An 18,369-nucleotide genomic window follows, 5' to 3' on the forward strand; every position below is an offset into this window, starting at 1 on the left:
TCAGCCGCCGGTCATGTTCATGAAGCGCAGGATCTGCACATCGCCACCCACTTCGAAGTGGTGGCGGTAGGGCTTGAGGTGCAGGGAGTCGCGGATGGCCTTTTCCAGGCGCTCGCGGTTGCCTGGGTGAGCACGCAGCACGTGCTTCAGGTCTACCGAGTGTTCGTTGCCCAGGCACAGCAACAGGCGGCCTTCGACCGTCAGGCGCACGCGGTTGCAGGTGGCGCAAAAGTTGTGGCTGTGCGGCGAGATGAAACCGACCCGGGTGTTGGCGGCTTCGGCCAGGCGCCAGTAGCGGGCAGGGCCCTGTGATGATTCGGTGGACTCCACCAGGGTGAACTGTTCTGCCAGGCGCTCGCGTACTTCGTCGCTGGAGCAGAACGACTCGCCACGTTCGTGTTCACTGATTACCCCCAGCGGCATTTCTTCGATGAAGGTGATGTCCAGCTCCCGATCGATGGCAAAGCGCACCAGGTCGACCAGCTCGTGGTCGTTGCGGCCTTTGAGTACCACACAGTTGAGCTTGATGCGCTTGAAGCCGGCCTGGCGTGCGGCGTCGATCCCGGCGATGACCTGGTGCAGGTCGCCGGTACGGGTCAGCTGCTTGAAGCGTTCGGTGTCCAGGCTGTCGAGGCTGATGTTCAGGCGCGACAGCCCGGCGTCGAACAGCGGCTGCGCCAGGCGCCCGAGTTGCGAGCCGTTGCTGGTCATGCACAGCTCGCGCAGGCCGGGCAGGGCGGCAATCCGCCCGCACAGCTCGACGATGCCCTGGCGTACCAGCGGCTCGCCGCCGGTCAGGCGGATCTTGCGGGTGCCCAGGGCGACGAAGCGCTCGGCCACCTGGAACAGTTCTTCGAGGCTGAGGATCTGCTGGCGCGGCAAAAACTGCATGTCTTCGGCCATGCAGTACACGCAACGGAAGTCACAGCGGTCGGTGACCGACATCCGAAGGTAGTCGATTTTCCGGTTGAAGCCGTCGATCAGGGCCCGGCTGTTCTGTTCCACGTTCGCGCTCGAATGGGGTGGGTTCACTCCAAGCTATAGCCTGGCCGCAGGGCCGTCAAATTGCTTTGCCCGACTGGTTGATCGATGGTTTCTATCACGGCTGCAGGCCCGATGCCTCAAAGCTTCCACCCCATGATCGAAACCGCTTATCACGCCGTAAGATCTTTCGATTGGACGCCCCACCCCCACGCTCAATAGGCTGAAAAAAAGCATCGAAGCGTGAGGATTCATCGCATGAGCCAGGACGAACACATCCGGGACTACAAAGGCGCAGCCGCCAGCGAAAATGCCTTCAAGAACCTGCGGGCCATGCTCAAGACCAACCAGAACGGCGGCTTCGACTGCCCCGGCTGTGCCTGGGGGGAGTCGCCGGAAAGCGACATGGTCAAGTTCTGCGAAAACGGCGCCAAGGCGGTCAACTGGGAAGCCACCGGCCGCTCGGTTGACCCGGCGTTCTTCGCCAAATACAGCGTCAGCGCGCTGAAGGAACAGACTGACTACTGGCTCGAATACCAGGGCCGCCTCACGCACCCGATGCGCTACGACGCTGCCACCGACCACTATGTCGAAACCACCTGGCAGGAGGCCTTCGAGCTGGTCGCCAGACACCTGCGTGCGCTGCAGTCGCCAGACGAGGCCGAGTTCTACACGTCGGGCCGGGCCAGCAACGAGGCGGCGTTCCTCTACCAGCTGTTCGTGCGCGCTTACGGCACCAATAACTTCCCCGATTGCTCGAACATGTGCCACGAAGCCAGCGGTGCAGGCATGTCGGAAACCCTCGGGGTGGGCAAAGGCACTGTCGTGTTTCACGACCTGGAGCTGGCCGACGCGATCTTCGTCATCGGTCAGAACCCAGGCACCAACCACCCACGCATGCTTGAACCATTGCGCGAAGCGGTGAAGCGCGGCGCCCAGGTGGTCTGCTTCAACCCGCTGAAAGAGCGTGGCCTGGAGCGCTTCCAGCACCCGCAGCACCCGTTCGAAATGCTCAGCAACGGCTCCGAGCCGACGTCCAGCGCCTACTTCCGCCCGGCCTTGGGCGGTGACATGGCGGCCATGCGTGGCATTGCCAAATTCCTGTTGCAGTGGGAGCGCGAAGCCCAGGCCAACGGTGAGCCGGCGGTGTTCGACCGTGCTTTCATCGCCGAACACACCAGCGGCGTCGATGACTATTTGGCGGCAGTGGACGCCACCTCGTGGGAGCACATTGTCAAGCAGTCGGGCTTGACCCTGGCCGAGATCGAACTGGCGGCACGCATGTACCGAAAGGCAGAGCGGGTGATCATGTGCTGGGCCATGGGCGTCACCCAGCACCGCCATTCGGTACCGACCGTGCAGGAAATCGTCAACCTGCAACTGCTGCGCGGCAACGTCGGCAAACCCGGCGCTGGCTTGTCGCCGGTACGTGGCCACAGCAACGTGCAGGGTGACCGCACCATGGGCATCGACGAAAAGCCCAGGCCGGCGCTGCTCGATGCCATCGAAAAACGCTTCCAGTTCCGTGTGCCGCGTGCCCATGGGCACAACGCGGTGCTGGCGATCAAGGCCATGGAAGAGGGGCGGGCCAAGGTGTTCGTCGCCCTGGGGGGCAACTTTGCCCAAGCCACCCCGGACACCCCGCGCACCCACGCGGCGCTGCAGAACTGCGCGTTGACCGTGCAGATTTCCACCAAACTCAACCGCTCACACCTGGTCACCGGCCGCGATGCGTTGATCCTGCCCTGCCTGGGCCGGACCGAAATCGACCTGCAGGCCGAAGGGCCGCAAGGCGTGACCGTGGAAGACACCTTCAGCATGGTGCACATTTCCAACGGCCAGCTGCGCCCGCGCTCACCGCACCTGCGCTCGGAGCCGTGGATCATCGCCGGCATGGCCAAGGCCACGCTGGGCAACCAGCCGATCGACTGGGAGTATGCGGTGGCCGACTACAACCGCATTCGTGACATGATTGCCGACGTGATCCCGGGTTTCACCGGTTTCAACGAACGCCTGCACAGCCCGGGCGGCTTCCACCTGGGCAACAATGCCGCCGATCGCAACTTCCGCACGGCCACGGGCAAGGCACGGTTCATGCCTCACGCACTGCCGGAGGAGTTGATCAACGCCAAGGTGCTGGCGCGGGGTGACAAGCCCGACCTGATCCTGCAGACCCTACGCTCGCACGACCAGTACAACACCACCCTGTATGGCCTGGACGACCGCTACCGTGGGGTGTTCGGCCTGCGTGAAGTGGTGTTTGTGAACGAGGCCGATATTCGCCGCCTGGGCTTCGAGCCGGGTGAGCATGTGGACCTGGTGTCGCTGTGGGAGGATGGCGTAGAGCGGCGGGTGTCGGGGTTCCGCCTGGTGGCGTATGACGTGCCTGAAGGGCAGGCGGCGGCCTACTACCCGGAAACCAACCCGCTGGTGCCGCTGGAGAGTTATGGCGTGGGGACCTATACACCGACGTCGAAGTTTGTGGCGATCAAGGTCGAGAAAGCCAAGGTGGGGAACCGGATTGCGGCGGTGTTGGCCTTGGATTGATGGGTTGCCCGCGAAGAATCCAACGCCGATTCAGGATCGACGTACCGGGTAGGCCGTGGTGTATTTCATCTGCTCCATGGCAAAACTGGACGTAATGTTAGATAGCCCATCGGTACGGGTAATCAGCTTTTTGTAGAACCGGTCATACGCCGCAATATCCCCCACCACCACCCGCAGCATGTAATCCCAGTCGCCGGACATGCGATAGAACTCCATCACTTCCTCGAACCCGGTCACGGTCGCGGCAAACTGCTCAAGCCAGGCGCTGTCGTGGCGCTGGGTCTTGAGCTGGACGAACACCGTCAGCCCCAGGCCAAGCCGTTCGGGGTCGAGCAGGGCGACGCGGCCAAGAATGTAGCCTTCTTCTTCCAGGCGCTTGACCCGCTTCCAGCAGGGCGTGGTGGACAGGTTGACGGCCTCGGCCAGGTCCTTGAGCGATATCGAAGCATCGCGCTGAAGCAGGGTAAGAATGTGCTGGTCGAAACTGTCCATATCGCGCGCGGGCCGTGAAGAAAATTTTTCACAGATTACCCCAAGGCCAGAACATTTGGGTTGTGCGATAGTTGCAGCCTTAACTCTGCCAATGGGCCTGACCATGTCCGACAAGCCGCGCAATTTCGCCACCCGTACTATTCACGCCGGCGAGCAGTTCAGCGTCGCTGAAAACGCCATTTTTCCAGCCATCGTCACCGCCAGCTCGTTCACCAAACGCAGCCTGGATGACAAACCGGAATACTCCTACAGCCGCGTTGGCAACCCCACCCGGCATGCCTACGAAACCTGTGTCGCCGCGCTGGAAGAGGGCGTGGGTGCGGTTGCCTGTGCCTCGGGCGTGAACGCTACCGCGACGGTGCTGGAGCTGCTGCCCAAGGATGCCCATGTCGTGGTGATGAACGGCGTGTACGGCGGCACTTTCCGTATTCTGGAAGACTACCGCAGCCGCACCTCGGGCCTGACCACCACCTATGTCGACCTCAACGACCTGGAGGCCGTGGCCGCCGCCATCAAGCCCCAAACCCAGCTGATCTGGATCGAATCGCCGACCAACCCGCTGCTGCACCTGGTCGACATCAAGGCCGTGTGCGACCTGGCCAAGGCCCGGGGCATCCTCACCTGCATCGACAATACCTTCTGCTCGCCGTGGAACCAGCGCCCGATCACCTTGGGCGTGGACCTGGTGATGCACTCGGCCAGCAAGTACATCGGTGGCCACTCCGACCTCACCGGTGGTGTGGTGGTGGCGGCCAACGATGCACTGCTGGCGCGCCTTCGCCGCATCAGCATGGCAATTGGCGCGGTGCAGGGGCCGTTCGACTGCTACCTGGCCCTGCGTGGCCTGAAAACGCTGGATGTGCGCATGGAGCGCCAGTGTGGCAATGCCCTGCAGGTGGCGCGCTTCCTCGAAAACCATCCGCAGATCGAGCAGGTGTATTACCCGGGGCTGGAAAGCCACCCGCAACACGAATTGTGCAAACGCCAGATGCGCAGTGGCGGGGCGGTGGTGGCCATGAAGGTCAAGGGCGACCGCGCCGCGCTCAACCGCTTGGTGGAAGCGTTGCAGATCTTTGTGCTGGCCGACTCGCTGGGTGGGGTGGAGAGCATGATCAACCACTCGTGGACCATGTCGCACTGCTCGCTGAGCCCGGAGCAGAAAGGGGTGATGGGGATCAGCGAGAACCTGCTGCGGCTTTCGATGGGGATCGAGGATTACCGTGATCTGATCGAGGATCTGGATGGCGCCTTGAAAGCTTCGGCAGCTGTGTAAGGGTTGCTGGCCCCTTCGCGGGTGAACCCGCGAAGAGGCCAGTGAATTCAATGCATTTCCATCAGGATTTCGGCGGATGAATGATCCGTTCGATCTTGTCCTTGATCAGCAACCGTTCCTTGCGCAGGCGGTTGACGGTGTCGTCGTTGGTGCCGTTGCCTTCGGCGGCGACCACCTCCTTGTCCTTGGCGTTGTATTCCTTGTGCAGTGAGTGCAGCGTCTGGTCCTTGTCAATGAGCGCCTGGAATGCATCGGCGGTAACGTGCAGGTCAGCGAGCAGATCATGCGGAACTGGCATTTCTTCACCTCTGTCAGGGTTGTCAATAAGGTCCTGACCTCTGAGGATAGCCGCCTTTGCGCAGGCCGGTGATGTCGGCCAGCCTGAATGGCAGCTGAATGAAGCGCCGTTAATCACCGAAAGGCGCGCCCTCACGAAATTGTTACCAACTTTTTCACAAAAAATTGATGACGGGCTTTCTAGAGTTCGCCCAACTTTCCCACGGTGCCAGCCGGCCTGGGGGTTGATAATCACTCTTGATTGCGAACGCTAATGCTCAACTTCAAATCCCTGCGGACTGAATGGGTCACGCTGCTGGCCAGCCTTTACCTGCTGATTGGCTTGAACATGTTCCTTTGGGGGCACCTGCAAGAGGTGGTGCCTGCCGGCCTGTCCGGGCTGTGGCTGAGCCTGGCGTTTGCCGTGCTGATGTTGTTCGCTTTCAATCTCATCCTCACGTTGTTTGCCTTCCGATATGTATTGAAGCCGGTACTTATCGTGTTGTTCATGAGTGGCGCGGGTGTGGCTTACTTCATGAATCAATACGGCGTCCTTATTGATGCGGGTATGTTCCGCAATATTGCAGAAACCAACGTAGCCGAAGTGCGCGACCTGCTTTCGCTGAAGTTTGCCTTGTATATCCTGGGGCTGGGCGTGCTGCCTTCGGTGCTGTTGTGGAAGGCGCCCATTGCCTACCGTCCCTGGCACCGCGAGTTGCTGGGCAAGCTGGTAGTCAGTGGCGCTTGCGTGGTAGCTCTGGGCTCGGTGGCGCTGGTCAACTATCAAGGGTTGTCCTCGCTGTTTCGCAACCACCACGAGTTGCGCCTGATGCTGACCCCCAGCAATATCGTCGGTGCCTCCATTGGCTATGTCAGCGAACGCGTCGGTACCGCATCGCGTCCTTTCCAGCACTATGGCGAAGATGCCAAGCGTGATGCCGCCTGGCAGAAGCATGAGCGCAAGTCGTTGACCGTGCTGGTGGTGGGTGAAAGTGCGCGGGCCGACCACTTTGGCGTGTTGGGCTATGACCGCGATACCACCCCGAACCTGGCCAAGGAGCAAGGCCTGGTGGCGTTTTCCGATGTGCATTCGTGCGGGACGGAAACAGCTGTCTCGGTGCCGTGCATGTTCTCGGGTATGACCCGCAAGGAATACGATGCCCGCGTGGCCAAGAACCGCGAAGGGCTGCTGGATATCCTCCAGCGGGCCGGCCTGGCCGTGCAGTGGCGCGACAACCAGTCGGGCTGCAAAGGCACCTGCGACCGTGTGCAGTTCATCGATGTCAGCAACCTCAACGACCCGCAGCTGTGTGCCAATGGCGAATGCCATGACCAGATCCTGCTGCAAGGGTTGGACGCGCTGATCGACAACCTCGACAAGGACACCGTGCTGGTGCTGCACCAGATGGGCAGCCACGGCCCGGAATATTTCAAGCGCTACCCAAGTGACAGTGAGCGCTTCGCGCCGGTGTGCCAGAGCAACGCGCTGAACCAGTGCAGCGAGCAAGACATCATCAACGGTTACGACAACACCCTGGCCTACACCGACAAAGTGCTGGCGTCGCTGATCGACACCCTGCGCAGCAAACAGGACAAGGTCGACACCGCAATGATTTACCTGTCCGACCATGGCGAGTCGCTGGGTGAGTACAACCTGTTCCTGCACGGCACGCCTTACGCCATCGCCCCGGAGCAGCAGAAGCACGTGCCATTGCTGACCTGGTTCTCCGACAGCTACAAGGACGATTTCGGCATCGACACCGACTGCCTGGCCAAGCTCAGCGATGCGCCGCTGTCGCAGGACAACCTGTTCCACTCCATGCTCGGCCTGTTGCAGGTGCGCACCGAGGTGTATCAGCAGTCGCTGGACATGTTTGCGAGCTGCCGTCCGTGGTTGGCGGCTAAACGCTGACCCACACACCACCACTTATCGATATCAAGGATGGCCCGGGTTTCACCGGCAGTGCCCGCGCCGTATATACTGCGCGCCAATGTTAGTGGGAGAGCCTTGTGGCCATCGAAATTCACTGGATCCGTGACGACCAGAGCCTGGCCGAACACTGCCGCGACTGGCACCAACTGCCTTTTGTCGCTGTCGACACCGAATTCATGCGGGTTGACACCTTCTACCCGAAAGCCGGGCTGATCCAGATCGGCGACGGTCAGCGGGCCTACCTTATCGACCCGTTGCTGATCGGTAACTGGCAACCCTTGGCCGACTTGCTCGAAGACAGCGGTGTGGTCAAGGTGCTGCACGCCTGCAGCGAAGACCTCGAAGTGCTGTTGCGCCTGACCGGCAAGCTGCCGCAGCCGCTGTTCGACACCCAGCTGGCAGCCGGCTACCTGAACCTGGGCTTCTCCATGGGCTATTCGCGCCTGGTGCAGGAGGTGCTGGGTATCGAGCTGCCTAAGGGCGAAACCCGCTCTGACTGGCTGCAGCGCCCGCTCTCCGACACACAGGTCAGCTATGCCGCCGAAGATGCCGTGCACCTGGCCGAGCTGTTCACCGCCTTGCGCCCGCGCCTGAGCGACGACAAGTACGCCTGGGTGCTGGAAGACGGCGCCGAGCTGGTGGCCGCCTTGCGCCGTGAGGTCGAGCCCGAAACCCTGTACCGCGACGTCAAGCTCGCCTGGAAGCTGGCCCCCCAGCAACTGGCGGTGTTGCGAGAGCTGTGTGCCTGGCGCGAGCGTGAAGCCCGTAGCCGCGATGTGCCGCGCAACCGCATCCTCAAGGAGCACTCGCTGTGGCCCATGGCCAAGAGCCAGCCGAACAACCTCTCGGCGCTGGCCAGAATCGACGAGATGCACCCGCGCACCATTCGTCAGGACGGCGAGTTCCTGATCAAGCTGATCCAGCGCGCCGCCAGCCTGCCTGCCGAGCAGTGGCCAGCGCCTTTGCCCGAGCCGCTGCCGATCGAGGCCGCCGGCATCCTCAAGCAGCTGCGTGCCATCGGCCAGGCCGAAGGCGAGCGCCTGGGGATCGCCCCCGAGCTGATGCTGCGCAAGAAAGCCCTGGAAGCGCTGCTCAAGAGCGGCTACCCCAATGGCCCTTATCAACTGCCCGATTCGCTGCGCGGCTGGCGCCGTGAGCGTATGGGCCAGGCCCTGCTGGACAGCCTTGCAGGTGCCGGAGAGACCCGATGAAACGCATTTGCTCGATCTACAAGAGCCCCCGCAAGAACGAAATGTACCTGTATGTGCTCAAGGCCGACGGCCTGGAGCGCGTGCCGGAAGGCCTGCTGCCGTTCTTCGGCACCCCTGTGCATGCCTTCGACCTGGTGCTCACCCCGGAGCGCAAGCTGGCCCGCGAGGACATCGCCAAGGTGTTGGAAAACCTCGACAACCAGGGCTACCACCTGCAGATGCCGCCAGCGGAAGACGAGTACATCGAGCACCTGCCTGAAGAGCTACTGCGCCGAAACGACCCGGTCTGACCATGCGCGTACTGATTGCTGAGCATGATCATGCTCGTTACGCCGCGCTTTTGCGCGAAGCTGCGCCTGATGTGGAAGTACTGACCAGCGGTGATTCCGCCGAACTGGCCCGCCAGGCACCGCAGTGCAAGGTGTGGCTGGGCCAGCCGGACCTGCTGGCGAGCTTGCTGCGCCAAGGCCACAAGCCGGACTGGCTGCAGTCGACCTGGGCGGGTATCACGCCGTTGCTGGCCGATGGCTTGCCGCGTGACTATCGCCTGACCCGCGCGGTAGGCATCTTCGGCCAGGTGATGGCCGAGTACATGCTTACCTACATGCTCGGCCACGAACGCGAGGTGCTGTCGCGCCTGGTCAGCCAGGTGGAGCGGCGCTGGGACGATCGCCCAGGACGTACGCTGGAAGGGCGCAAGGTGCTGATCGTGGGCACCGGCGACATTGGCCAGCGCGTGGCCGAGTTCCTGCAGCCGTTTGGTGTGGTGCTGTACGGGGTCGCCAGCAGTGCCCGGGAGCAGGCACCGTTCGTCGAGGTGGCGGCGCTGGCCGACTTGCCGCGTATGGTTGGCCAGGTCGACTACGTGCTCAACCTGCTGCCGGACACCCCGGCTACCCATGACCTGTATGACGCGGCGCTGTTCAAGTGCTTCCAGCCGAGCACGCTGTTCATCAATGCCGGGCGCGGCGCGGCGGTGGTGGATGCGGACTTGGTCGAGGCGCTGAAGGACGGGCATCTGGCCGGTGCGGTGATCGATGTGTGCCGCCAGGAACCGCTGCCCAAACAGCACCCGTTCTGGACCGCCTGGGGCTTGCTGCTGACCGGACACAGCTCGGCACCCACCTCACCGACGGCGATGGTGCGGCTGTTTGTCGAGAATGTGCAGGCGTATGTAGCGGGGCAGGGCTTGCGGGGTGAGGTGGACTTTGCCCGGGGCTATTGATTTGTAGTGCCTGTACTGGCCTCTTCGCGGGCTTGCCCGCGAAGAGGCCATTAAGGCCATCACAAGGCTTACAGGCTAAAATCACCCTCAGCCGCCAGCTCGCTCAATGGCTTGCGCGGGCTCGGCACTTCGCGCGCCTGCAACGCCTCATCCAGGCTGGCCTTTTCACCCAGTTTGCCGATCGCCACCATGGCATGCAGCACATAACCTTCAGGAACCTTCAGCTCCTGACGCGCCAGGTCCTGGTCGAAGCCGGCCATGCCATGGGTGTGCCAGCCGCTGATGCTGGCCTGCAGGGCCAGGTGCCCCCAGGCGGAGCCGGTGTCGAAGGTATGCCACAGTGCCGGCTTTTCCTCCGTGGCGCCCGGGGCGGCGAAGGTGGTCTTGGAAATGATCAGCACCAGTGCCGAGGCCTGTTGTGCCCAGCTGCGGTTGAACGGCACCAACAGGTTCAGGTAACGCTCCCAGTTTGGCGTATCGCGGCGGGCATACAGGAAGCGCCAAGGCTGCGAGTTGTACGCCGACGGAGCCCAACGGGCGGCTTCCAGGAAGCTCAACAGCGTTTCTTCGCTGATCGGCTCGGCGGTGAAAGCACGCGGCGACCAGCGGTTGATGAACTGCTCGTTGATGGCGTAGTCGGCAATGCGAGGGTTGGCGCTCATGACAGCTCCTGCAAAAGGACGGGAAACCCTCACGCTACTGCGTCCCGTCGCGACTGACAAGCGGTCTGGCTTTGCGCAAGGTCAGGCTCTAGACTGGCGCCGCCGCGCGCCGTGGCCCAATGAAGAATGCAGGAAACCGTGTGATGATCGCTGAAAACGCGCCGTTCTGGCGGCGCAAGACCCTCGAACAACTCAGCCCGTCAGAGTGGGAGTCGCTGTGCGACGGCTGCGGCCTGTGCTGCCTGCAAAAGCTTGAGGACGAGGACGACAACAGCGTCTATTACACGCGCATCGCCTGCAAGCTGCTGGACCTGCACACCTGCCAGTGCAGCGACTACCCCAACCGCTTCGACCACGTGCCGGACTGCATCCAGCTCACGCCGGGCAAAGCCGACCAGTTCAAGTGGCTGCCGAGTACCTGCGGTTACCGTCTGGTCAGCGAGGGCAAGGACTTGCCCGCCTGGCATCACCTGGTCTGCGGCGACCGCCAGCAAGTCCATGAACAGCGCATTTCCCAGTCGGGGCGTATGCTCAGTGAACACGATGTGCACGAAGACGACTGGGAAGACCACCTGATCTTCCGCGCCAGCTGACCGGCGCGGCCCGCTGCCACGGGGAAACAAGGAGTTTCTGTATGCGTTGCCAGCTGTTGCTGTTGTTGGGCCTGATGTCCAGTTCGCCGGCCTGGGCGAAAAAGGTCGACCTCGATTACCAGGTGCGTTTGTTGCCTGCCAGTGGCCAAGCTGAAGTCCGCCTCACATTGGCCGAAGGCAGCGCCGTGCGCAGCCTTGACTTCGACCTGGGCAAGGCTGGGGCCTATAGCGGCTTCCAGGCCGATGGCCAATGGCAATTGCAGGGGCAGCGCGGCGTGTGGCAGCCGGCGGCCGGCAAGACCAGCCTCAGCTACCGCGTGCAGTTGGACCAGAAGCTCGCCAGCGGTGCCTATTCCTCGCGTGTTACCCCGCACTGGGCGTTGTTCCTCGGTGACCAGCTGGTGCCGCCCGCGCGCCTCGACCAGCAGGATGGCACCGAGCTGGTGGCACGCCTGGCGTTCGACCTGCCCGAGGGCTGGAAAAGTATCGAGACCTCCTGGCCGCGCATCGGCAAGGACAAGTTCCGCATCGACAACGTTTCGCGCCTGTTCGACCGCCCCACTGGCTGGATGCTGGCCGGCGATCTGGGCAGCCGCCGTGCTCGCCTGGGCGATACCGAGGTCACCGTGGCTGCGCCGGTGGGGCAGGGTATGCGGCGTATGGACAGCCTGACCCTGCTGACCTTCGTATGGCCGCAGTTGCAGGCGGTGTTCCCGCGCAACCCGCCGAAGCTGCTGCTGGTCGGTGCCCGTGACGGCATGTGGCGTGGGGCAATGGCAGCACAGGGCTCGCTGTACCTGCACAGCGCCCGGCCGATGGTAAGCGAGAATGGCAGCAGCCCGTTGCTGCGCGAAGTGGTGCAGCTGTTTGCGCAGATCCATGGGCGTGACGGCAGTGACTGGCTGGTGGAAAGCCTGACCGACTACTACGCCAGCGAGTTGCTGCGCCGCTCGGGCGGGGTGAGCGATGACCGTTACCAGGCCTGGCAGGCACGCCTGAGCAAACAGGGCGCCAAGGTCACCCGGCTCAAAGGTGAACGCGCCAGCCCTGCCCAGGTGGCGCGCGGGGTGATGCTGTTGCAGGCACTGGACAAGGAAATCCGTATCCATACCCAGGCCAAGCGTTCGCTGGACGATGTGGTGCGCGGCCTGATGCGCCTGCCCAGCGTGAGCACCGAAGACTTTGTGCAAATCAGCGAGAACGTGCTGGGACGCAAGTCCGAGGTCCTGCAGAGCAAGGCGTTACGTTAGATATCTCCATCGCCTGTACCCGCGAAGCGGCCGGTACAGGCAGTGCAGAAATCAACGTCCAGCCAACGGATCCTGCCCAGTCACCGACACCCCTCTGGTCGCCGCCTTGGCACTGGCCTTCAACGCCTCCAGCTCCGCCGCACTGCGTTCTATGTCCGAACGCAACCGGTGATATTCCTGCCGATGCCGCTGCCACCACGCCTTGGTCGAGCAATGCCCGCTGACCCCGCGTGCCACCGCAACGCCCCCCACCACCATTTGCAGCAAACCAATCAGGCCGCCATGGCGCAGCCCCTTGCTGAACATCAACGCGCCACCGGCCAGCGAGCCGACCCGTTCCAGGCCATGGACATTGTGCTGCGACGTTGTCGCGTTATGGATATCAAGCATGGCAAGGCCTCCTTGTGAGTGTGAGCAGCTGACCCTTTCACCCTCGCCATGGTTCAGTCGGTGCGCCCGGCGACATCCCGTGTCGTGCAGAAGGCTCATCCACGCTGGGTTTCGATCCAGAAGAGCAAGACCGGTGCTGTTCTGACGGAGTTCGGCACCTGGCCGCCCTGCTTTTGCAGTGGCGGCCTTTTTATTACTTGAACTTGGGCCCCGACCGGGTATTCAGCCCCTTGGCCATGCGGTCGTACAGCACCACATTCACCGTCGCCGCCAGGTTCATGCAACCTTCGGTCGGTATGTAGATGGTCTCTTCACACCAGCCCCGCACATCCTCGCTCAACGAGCCGTCCTCTGGCCCGAAGATGTAGATGGCACGGTCCGGGTGGGTGTATTCCGGCAATGGCCGCGCTCCGTCCACCAGCTCCACCGCCACCGGCGTGCAGCCCAGCGGGATGATGCGTTGCAGGTCGTCGATGCCGATCAGCGGAATGTCGTAATGCACGCGCTTGGTGTCGGTGACGAAGTCACGCGCGCGTTCGTAGCGTTTGCCGGTGTAGAACACCGAATTGACGCCATAGCAGCCCGCAGCGCGCATCACCGAGCCGACGTTTTCTGGCGACTTGGGGTTGAACAGGCCGATGCAGCTGTATCGTTTGTTTGCCACGTACCGGGGCCCTTCACGAAAAAAGCGCGATTATACGGGCTGCCCGGCAGCAGCGGGGGGCGAATCGATGGTCAGTCTTTCTTCAGCATGCCCGCCAGCCCGGCGAACGGGTTGTGGGTGGCCTTGGCGATGCTTGGGGTGCTGGTGGAGCCTTCGCTGAAGTATTGCTGGTCGGTGTAGCGCGAGTGCTCGTTGTCGTGGCAGTACAGGCACAGCAGCTCCCAGTTGGAGCCGTCCTGCGGGTTGTTGTCGTGGTTGTGGTCGCGGTGGTGCACGGTCAGCTCGCTCAGGCGCTTGCCAGCGAACTCGCGGGCGCAGCGGCCGCACACGTGCGGGTACATTCTCAGGGCCTTGTCGCGGTAGCCCATTTCCTTGTCACGCTTGGCATCGGCCAGGATGCGGTCGAGGCGCGCGGTGGCGGCGGCGGAAGAGGTGGAGCTCATGGTGTTTCCTTTGTTCTGATCAGGCAAATAACGGTTATGTCATTGAGTCTAGCGCGCTTGCAGGGCGGGCGGACAGGCGAAAGCTTTGATTTAGGCGTAGCCTGTAGGAAGGTTCCCGACAGGAGGTTGCTGATGGTTCACGCGATCCTCACCGCGCTGTTGTTGGCTGGCTTGCCGCTGGCCGAAGCGGCCAGCACACCACCCCGGTTGACGACGCCTGTGCCTGGTGCGCCGGGCACGCCGACGCCCACGCCATACCCGCAGGTTACCCCGAGTACGCCGCCCAAGGCTTATGACAGCCAGCCGGGGGCGCCGCTGTTGCCGCCCATGCCGGTGCCGGGGCCGCCGAAGGACCAGCCATTACCGGGTATGCGGCCGGAGCCACAGAAGCCGGCGGCGCAGGACGATTGAGAGAGAGCGGCCCGCGCCGATCATGTGGGAGCAATGGTCTTGCACAAAACCTAAGCGCTGGCGCGCTCCCACAGGGATTGCGTGGGGGTTTGAATCTCGGCTTTACACCACCCCCAGCTCGCCAAGCACGAACGCATATTCCAGCGCCACATCCTTCAACCCCTGGTACCGCCCGCTCATCCCGCCATGCCCAGCCCCCATCTCGGTCTTGAGCAACAGCAGGTTGCTGTCGGTCTTGCGGGTACGCAACCGCGCCACCCACTTGGCCGCTTCCCAGTACTGCACGCGGCTGTCGTTGTAACCCGCCACCACCAGCATCGCCGGATAGGCCTGGGCTTTCACGTTCTCATACGGCGCATACGCCTTGATCCGCTCATACACCTCAGGCTCTTCAGGGTTGCCCCATTCGTCGTACTCGGTCACGGTCAGCGGCAGTTCGGGGTCGAGCATGGTGTTGAGCACGTCGACGAACGGCACTTCGGCAATTGCACAGCGGAACAGTTCGGGGCGCAGGTTGAGCACCGCGCCCATCAGCAGGCCACCGGCACTGCCGCCACTGATGGCCAGCCGGTCAGAGGCGGTCACGCCCTCGGCAATCAGGTGCTCTGCACAGGCGATGAAATCGCTGAAGGTGTTGTGTTTGTGCTCCTGCTTGCCGGCGCGGTACCAGGCCTCACCCAGTTCACCGCCGCCACGCACATGGGCGATGGCAAACGCCACGCCGCGCTCCAGCAGGCTCAGACGTGCATGGGAGAACCACGGATCGAGGCTTTCGCCATAGGCACCGTAACCGTACAGGTAGAGCGGCACGGTCTTGCCCAGGTCCTGGCTGCGACGCACCAGGCTGATCGGCACCCGGGTGCCGTCTGCTGCGCTGGCCCACAGGCGCTCACTCACATAGTCATCGGCATCGAATGCACCCAGTACAGGGGTTTGCTTGAGCACGGCCTGTGCGCCTGTGGCCAGCTCCAGCTGGCGCACCTGGGCCGGGCGGTTGAGAGCCTCGTAGCGCAGGCGTACGCGGGTGCTGGCGAACTCCAGGCTGTCCTGCACGTACAGGCTGTAGGCCGCGTCTGGCAGTTCGACGCGATAGGCCGGCAGAGCCTGCGGGCGTACTTCAATGATCGGCAGGCCGCCTTCGCGCAGGCTCAGGGTGAGGGCGCCGGCATTCAGGCTGAGGCCTTCGAGCATGATCGTGTCGCGGTGCGCCACCAGCACCTGCCATTGCTCACGGCTTGGTACGGGCGTGGCCGGTGCGTGGTACAGGGCAAAGTTGATGCCGTCCTGGTTGGTGCGGATAAACCAGCGCCATTCGCCATCGAGCTGACCGTGGTCGGGGAAGTACTCGTGGCCTTCGATACGCGGGGCCAGGCAGGTAAACGGCGCCTGTGGGGTTTCGGCGTCCAGTACCCAGGCTTCACTGGTGGTTTTGCTGTTCAGCAGCAGCACCAGCTGGCGCTCGGAGCTGGTGCGGTAGCAGTGCAGGAAGAAGCGCCCGTCGGGCTCTTCGAACACGGTCTGAGCACCGTCGCTGCCCAGGGTGTGGCGGCGCAGGCGCCATGGCCGGTGGGTGTCATCCAGTTCGGCGAAGAACAGCGTCTGGCTGTCGTTGGCCCAGGTCAGGCTGCCGTCGCAGTCGTCGAAGGGCAGGGCAGTGACGCTGCCAGTGGTCAGGTCCTTGACGTACAGGGTGTAGATTTCGTCGCCGCTGGTGTCCAGGCTGTAGGCCAGCAGGCGGTGGTCGGGGCTGACGTTGAAGGCGCCCAGCGACAGGAACCCACCCTTGGCCAGGGCGTTGGGGTCGAGCAGCAGTTGCTCCTGGCTCTCGTCGACGGTGTTGGCGTCGTCGGCCGGACGAGGGCAGCGGTAATGGCGTGGGTATTCGTCCCCAGCGGTGGTGCGGGTGTAATAGAGGTAAGGGCCCCACGGAGACGGCAGCGACAGGTCGGTTTCCTGGATGCGGCCCTTGATCTCTTCGAACAGTTGTTCGCGCAAGGGGGCCTGGTCAGCCAGGCAGGCTTCCTGGTAGGCGTTTTCGGCTTGCAGGTAGGCGAGCACCTCGGGGGTGTCGCGCTGTTGCAGCCAGGCGTACGGGTCGGTGGTGTTGTCGGCGTGGGCGATGGGCGGCTGGGGCTTGTTGGGCATTGGCGATCTCTTGGCTAGGGACAGGCAAACACTGTCTGCGCCCGGAAAAGTGTTTATCATAGGCGTCTCTTTGCCTGGCTTGCACGAACACCATGACCGAGAACGACTACACCTTCGCCTGGGGCCTGTACGCTGTGGCCGCTTTGGGCTGCCTGCTGGTGGGCTTCAAGCTCACCGGCTGGATGTGGCGCTGGCTGCGCGAACCGCTGCGGGTGGTGCTGGCGGTGCTGCTGCTGACCCCGACCGTGGTCGACCCGGTCAAGGACAGCTTCGCCCCGGCCATTGCCATCACGGCCCTGGATGTCGCGTTCAAGGTCGGCAACAACGCCTGGCGTGCGGTATCCGATTTCGCCATGTACGGCATGATTGCCTTCGGCCTTTACTTCCTCTTCGTGGTGCTGCGCTGGCCGCTGGAAAAGCGCGCCCGTGAGCGCCGTGCGCAAGCCGAGGCGGCTGCCCAGCGCCAGGCGGCTGAAGATGACCAGCTCTCCGCCCAGGCGCCCTTGGCTGCCGAACGCGGCGACCGTTACCGCGACGACCCACGCCCTGCCGCACCGCGCGGCAATGGCCGGGTCGAGCCCCGTCTGTAAGCGCAGGAGACACGCCTATGTGCGAACTGCTGGGCATGAGTGCCAACGTCCCCACCGATATCGTTTTCAGCTTCACCGGCCTGATGCAGCGCGGCGGGCGTACTGGCCCGCACCGTGACGGCTGGGGCATCGGCTTTTACGAAGGCCGTGGCCTGCGCCTGTTCCAGGACCCGGCAGCCAGCAGCGAATCCGAAGTGGCCAACCTGGTGCAGCGCTACCCGATCAAGAGTGAAGTGGTGATCGGCCATATCCGCCAGGCCAACGTTGGCCGGGTGTGCTTGTCCAACACCCATCCGTTCGTGCGGGAAATGTGGGGCCGCAACTGGTGTTTCGCGCACAACGGCCAGCTGGGTGACTTCAAAGGCCTGGCCAGTTTTTATCGACCAGTGGGTGATACCGACAGCGAAGCGGCCTTCTGCGACCTGCTCAATCGCATCCGCAGTGCGTTCCCCGAGCCGGTGCCGGTGGAACAGCTGCTGCCGGTGCTTGTCGAAGCCTGTGCCGGCTACCGTGGACAGGGCGTGTTCAACTGCATGCTCAGTGACGGCGACTGGCTGTTCTGCTTCTGCTCGACCAAGCTGGTACACATTACCCGGCGTGCGCCTTTCGGTGCCGCGCGGTTGAAGGATGTCGACCTGATCGTCGATTTCCATACCGAAACCACCCCCAACGACGTGGTCACGGTGATCGCCACCGAGGCCCTGACCGAAAATGAGACCTGGCAGCGCTACGAGCCGGGTCAATGGGCCGTGTGGCGGCACGGCGAGTGCGTGGCGCACGGCCAGAGCTAAGGACGCTGCATGTTCAGAAGTTACCTGCGGTTGCTGCTGTTCACTTTCGGCCTGCTGGCCGGTATTCAGGTTCCGGGGCTGGTCAAGGACTACAGCCAGCGGGTCGAGGCGCACCTGTTCGAATCACGCGAGGCGTTGGATGGCTTCCGGCAAACGGCCGAGCGCTTTTTCAAGGGCGACTTGCAGGCGCTTCTGCAGCATTACCGCAGCAGTGACGACCCGGTGTTCAACAGCGATGCCAACAGCATCGAAAGCCTGATGATCCGCAACGAACTGCTGGAAAACGAATGGCAGGCGTTGCAAGGGCCGTGGGCGCAGCGTACCTGGCATGTGCTGGTGCAGGCTGACCCGCAGTTGCGGGAAGAAACGCTCAATGGCTACAGCTACCAGATTCTGTTGGTGCCCGAGGCGGTCGGCTGGGGTGTAGGAGCCGGGTTTTTGCTGGCCTTTGTGGTTGAGAGCCTGTTGCTGGGGATTGGCTGGGTGATCCTC

Annotated in this window: 20 protein-coding genes; 12 read left to right on the plus strand and 8 right to left on the minus strand. The window is 63.1% G+C overall.

All coding sequences use genetic code 11. The features are described from left to right. Complete coding sequence (gene moaA / locus APH36_RS11115) at window positions 1-1,005, minus strand: GTP 3',8-cyclase MoaA (protein ID WP_016711953.1); 1,005 nt, start codon at window positions 1,003-1,005, stop codon at window positions 1-3. 234 nt (window positions 1,006-1,239) lie between these two features. Between moaA and APH36_RS11120 the strand changes: the two genes are divergently transcribed. Next, window positions 1,240-3,528, plus strand: a complete 2,289-nt coding sequence (locus tag APH36_RS11120; RefSeq protein WP_060498655.1) for an FdhF/YdeP family oxidoreductase — start codon at window positions 1,240-1,242, stop codon at window positions 3,526-3,528. 30 nt (window positions 3,529-3,558) lie between these two features. Here APH36_RS11120 and APH36_RS11125 read toward each other — a convergent pair whose 3' ends face one another. Beyond that, the gene (locus APH36_RS11125) at window positions 3,559-4,020 is read right to left on the minus strand and encodes an Lrp/AsnC family transcriptional regulator (protein ID WP_060498656.1); all 462 of its coding nucleotides are present in this window, start codon (window positions 4,018-4,020) and stop codon (window positions 3,559-3,561) included. 91 nt (window positions 4,021-4,111) lie between these two features. Here APH36_RS11125 and APH36_RS11130 point away from each other — a divergent pair, with 91 nt between their 5' ends. Further along, on the plus strand, window positions 4,112-5,293 hold the full coding sequence (locus tag APH36_RS11130) for a PLP-dependent aspartate aminotransferase family protein (protein WP_060498657.1): 1,182 nt from the start codon (window positions 4,112-4,114) through the stop codon (window positions 5,291-5,293). Window positions 5,294-5,354: 61 nt separating this feature from the next. On the opposite strand, the gene APH36_RS11135 is transcribed toward APH36_RS11130, so the two are convergent. Beyond that, a complete protein-coding gene (locus APH36_RS11135; RefSeq protein ID WP_016711950.1) occupies window positions 5,355-5,591 on the minus strand; it encodes a YdcH family protein in 237 nt (78 codons plus the stop codon). Between the two features lie 252 nt (window positions 5,592-5,843). Between APH36_RS11135 and APH36_RS11140 the strand changes: the two genes are divergently transcribed. From APH36_RS11140 to APH36_RS11155, 4 genes are all read left to right on the plus strand, one after another. Next, window positions 5,844-7,481, plus strand: a complete 1,638-nt coding sequence (locus tag APH36_RS11140) for a phosphoethanolamine transferase (protein ID WP_060498658.1) — start codon at window positions 5,844-5,846, stop codon at window positions 7,479-7,481. A gap of 98 nt (window positions 7,482-7,579) precedes the next feature. Next, entirely contained in the window at window positions 7,580-8,713 is a 1,134-nt protein-coding gene (gene rnd / locus APH36_RS11145) for a ribonuclease D (RefSeq protein WP_060498659.1), read from the plus strand. Next, window positions 8,710-9,003 (plus strand): YcgL domain-containing protein, encoded by a 294-nt coding sequence (locus APH36_RS11150; RefSeq protein ID WP_060498660.1) that lies wholly within the window; start codon window positions 8,710-8,712, stop codon window positions 9,001-9,003. Before rnd ends, APH36_RS11150 begins: the two co-directional genes overlap by 4 nt. A gap of 2 nt (window positions 9,004-9,005) precedes the next feature. After that, complete coding sequence (locus APH36_RS11155; RefSeq protein ID WP_060498661.1) at window positions 9,006-9,938, plus strand: D-2-hydroxyacid dehydrogenase; 933 nt, start codon at window positions 9,006-9,008, stop codon at window positions 9,936-9,938. A 68-nt stretch (window positions 9,939-10,006) separates the two neighbouring features. Here APH36_RS11155 and APH36_RS11160 read toward each other — a convergent pair whose 3' ends face one another. Beyond that, window positions 10,007-10,600 (minus strand): nitroreductase family protein, encoded by a 594-nt coding sequence (locus APH36_RS11160; protein ID WP_060498662.1) that lies wholly within the window; start codon window positions 10,598-10,600, stop codon window positions 10,007-10,009. Window positions 10,601-10,743: 143 nt separating this feature from the next. Between APH36_RS11160 and APH36_RS11165 the strand changes: the two genes are divergently transcribed. Both APH36_RS11165 and APH36_RS11170 read left to right on the plus strand, forming a co-directional pair. Beyond that, window positions 10,744-11,193, plus strand: coding sequence for a YcgN family cysteine cluster protein (locus tag APH36_RS11165; RefSeq protein ID WP_060498663.1), 450 nt, complete (start codon window positions 10,744-10,746; stop codon window positions 11,191-11,193). Window positions 11,194-11,234: 41 nt separating this feature from the next. After that, entirely contained in the window at window positions 11,235-12,443 is a 1,209-nt protein-coding gene (locus tag APH36_RS11170; protein ID WP_060498664.1) for a hypothetical protein, read from the plus strand. A gap of 51 nt (window positions 12,444-12,494) precedes the next feature. Here the strand turns inward: APH36_RS11170 and APH36_RS11175 are convergent, their stop codons facing one another. From APH36_RS11175 to APH36_RS11185, 3 genes are all read right to left on the minus strand, one after another. Then, a complete protein-coding gene (locus APH36_RS11175; RefSeq protein ID WP_060498665.1) occupies window positions 12,495-12,833 on the minus strand; it encodes a YgaP-like transmembrane domain in 339 nt (112 codons plus the stop codon). A 193-nt stretch (window positions 12,834-13,026) separates the two neighbouring features. Continuing rightward, entirely contained in the window at window positions 13,027-13,497 is a 471-nt protein-coding gene (locus APH36_RS11180) for an RNA methyltransferase (protein WP_060498666.1), read from the minus strand. A gap of 71 nt (window positions 13,498-13,568) precedes the next feature. Continuing rightward, complete coding sequence (locus APH36_RS11185) at window positions 13,569-13,940, minus strand: YajD family HNH nuclease (protein WP_003254676.1); 372 nt, start codon at window positions 13,938-13,940, stop codon at window positions 13,569-13,571. Window positions 13,941-14,072: 132 nt separating this feature from the next. On the opposite strand from APH36_RS11185, the gene APH36_RS11190 reads away from it, so the two are divergent. Further along, window positions 14,073-14,351, plus strand: a complete 279-nt coding sequence (locus tag APH36_RS11190) for a hypothetical protein (protein WP_060498667.1) — start codon at window positions 14,073-14,075, stop codon at window positions 14,349-14,351. A gap of 102 nt (window positions 14,352-14,453) precedes the next feature. Here APH36_RS11190 and APH36_RS11195 read toward each other — a convergent pair whose 3' ends face one another. Beyond that, window positions 14,454-16,496: a S9 family peptidase gene (locus APH36_RS11195; RefSeq protein ID WP_060498668.1), complete on the minus strand. Its 2,043-nt coding sequence runs from the start codon at window positions 16,494-16,496 to the stop codon at window positions 14,454-14,456. Window positions 16,497-16,588: 92 nt separating this feature from the next. Between APH36_RS11195 and APH36_RS11200 the strand changes: the two genes are divergently transcribed. The 3 genes from APH36_RS11200 to APH36_RS11210 all read left to right on the plus strand — a co-directional run. Further along, window positions 16,589-17,086 (plus strand): hypothetical protein, encoded by a 498-nt coding sequence (locus APH36_RS11200; RefSeq protein ID WP_060498669.1) that lies wholly within the window; start codon window positions 16,589-16,591, stop codon window positions 17,084-17,086. 17 nt (window positions 17,087-17,103) lie between these two features. After that, the gene (locus APH36_RS11205; RefSeq protein WP_060498670.1) at window positions 17,104-17,877 is read left to right on the plus strand and encodes a class II glutamine amidotransferase; all 774 of its coding nucleotides are present in this window, start codon (window positions 17,104-17,106) and stop codon (window positions 17,875-17,877) included. A gap of 9 nt (window positions 17,878-17,886) precedes the next feature. Further along, window positions 17,887-18,369, plus strand: a 483-nt coding sequence (locus tag APH36_RS11210) for a DUF2937 family protein (protein ID WP_060498671.1), incomplete at its 3' end; no start/stop codon positions are given.

This window comes from Pseudomonas sp. NBRC 111133 (assembly GCF_001320605.1).
GTDB lineage: Bacteria > Pseudomonadota > Gammaproteobacteria > Pseudomonadales > Pseudomonadaceae > Aquipseudomonas > Aquipseudomonas monteilii.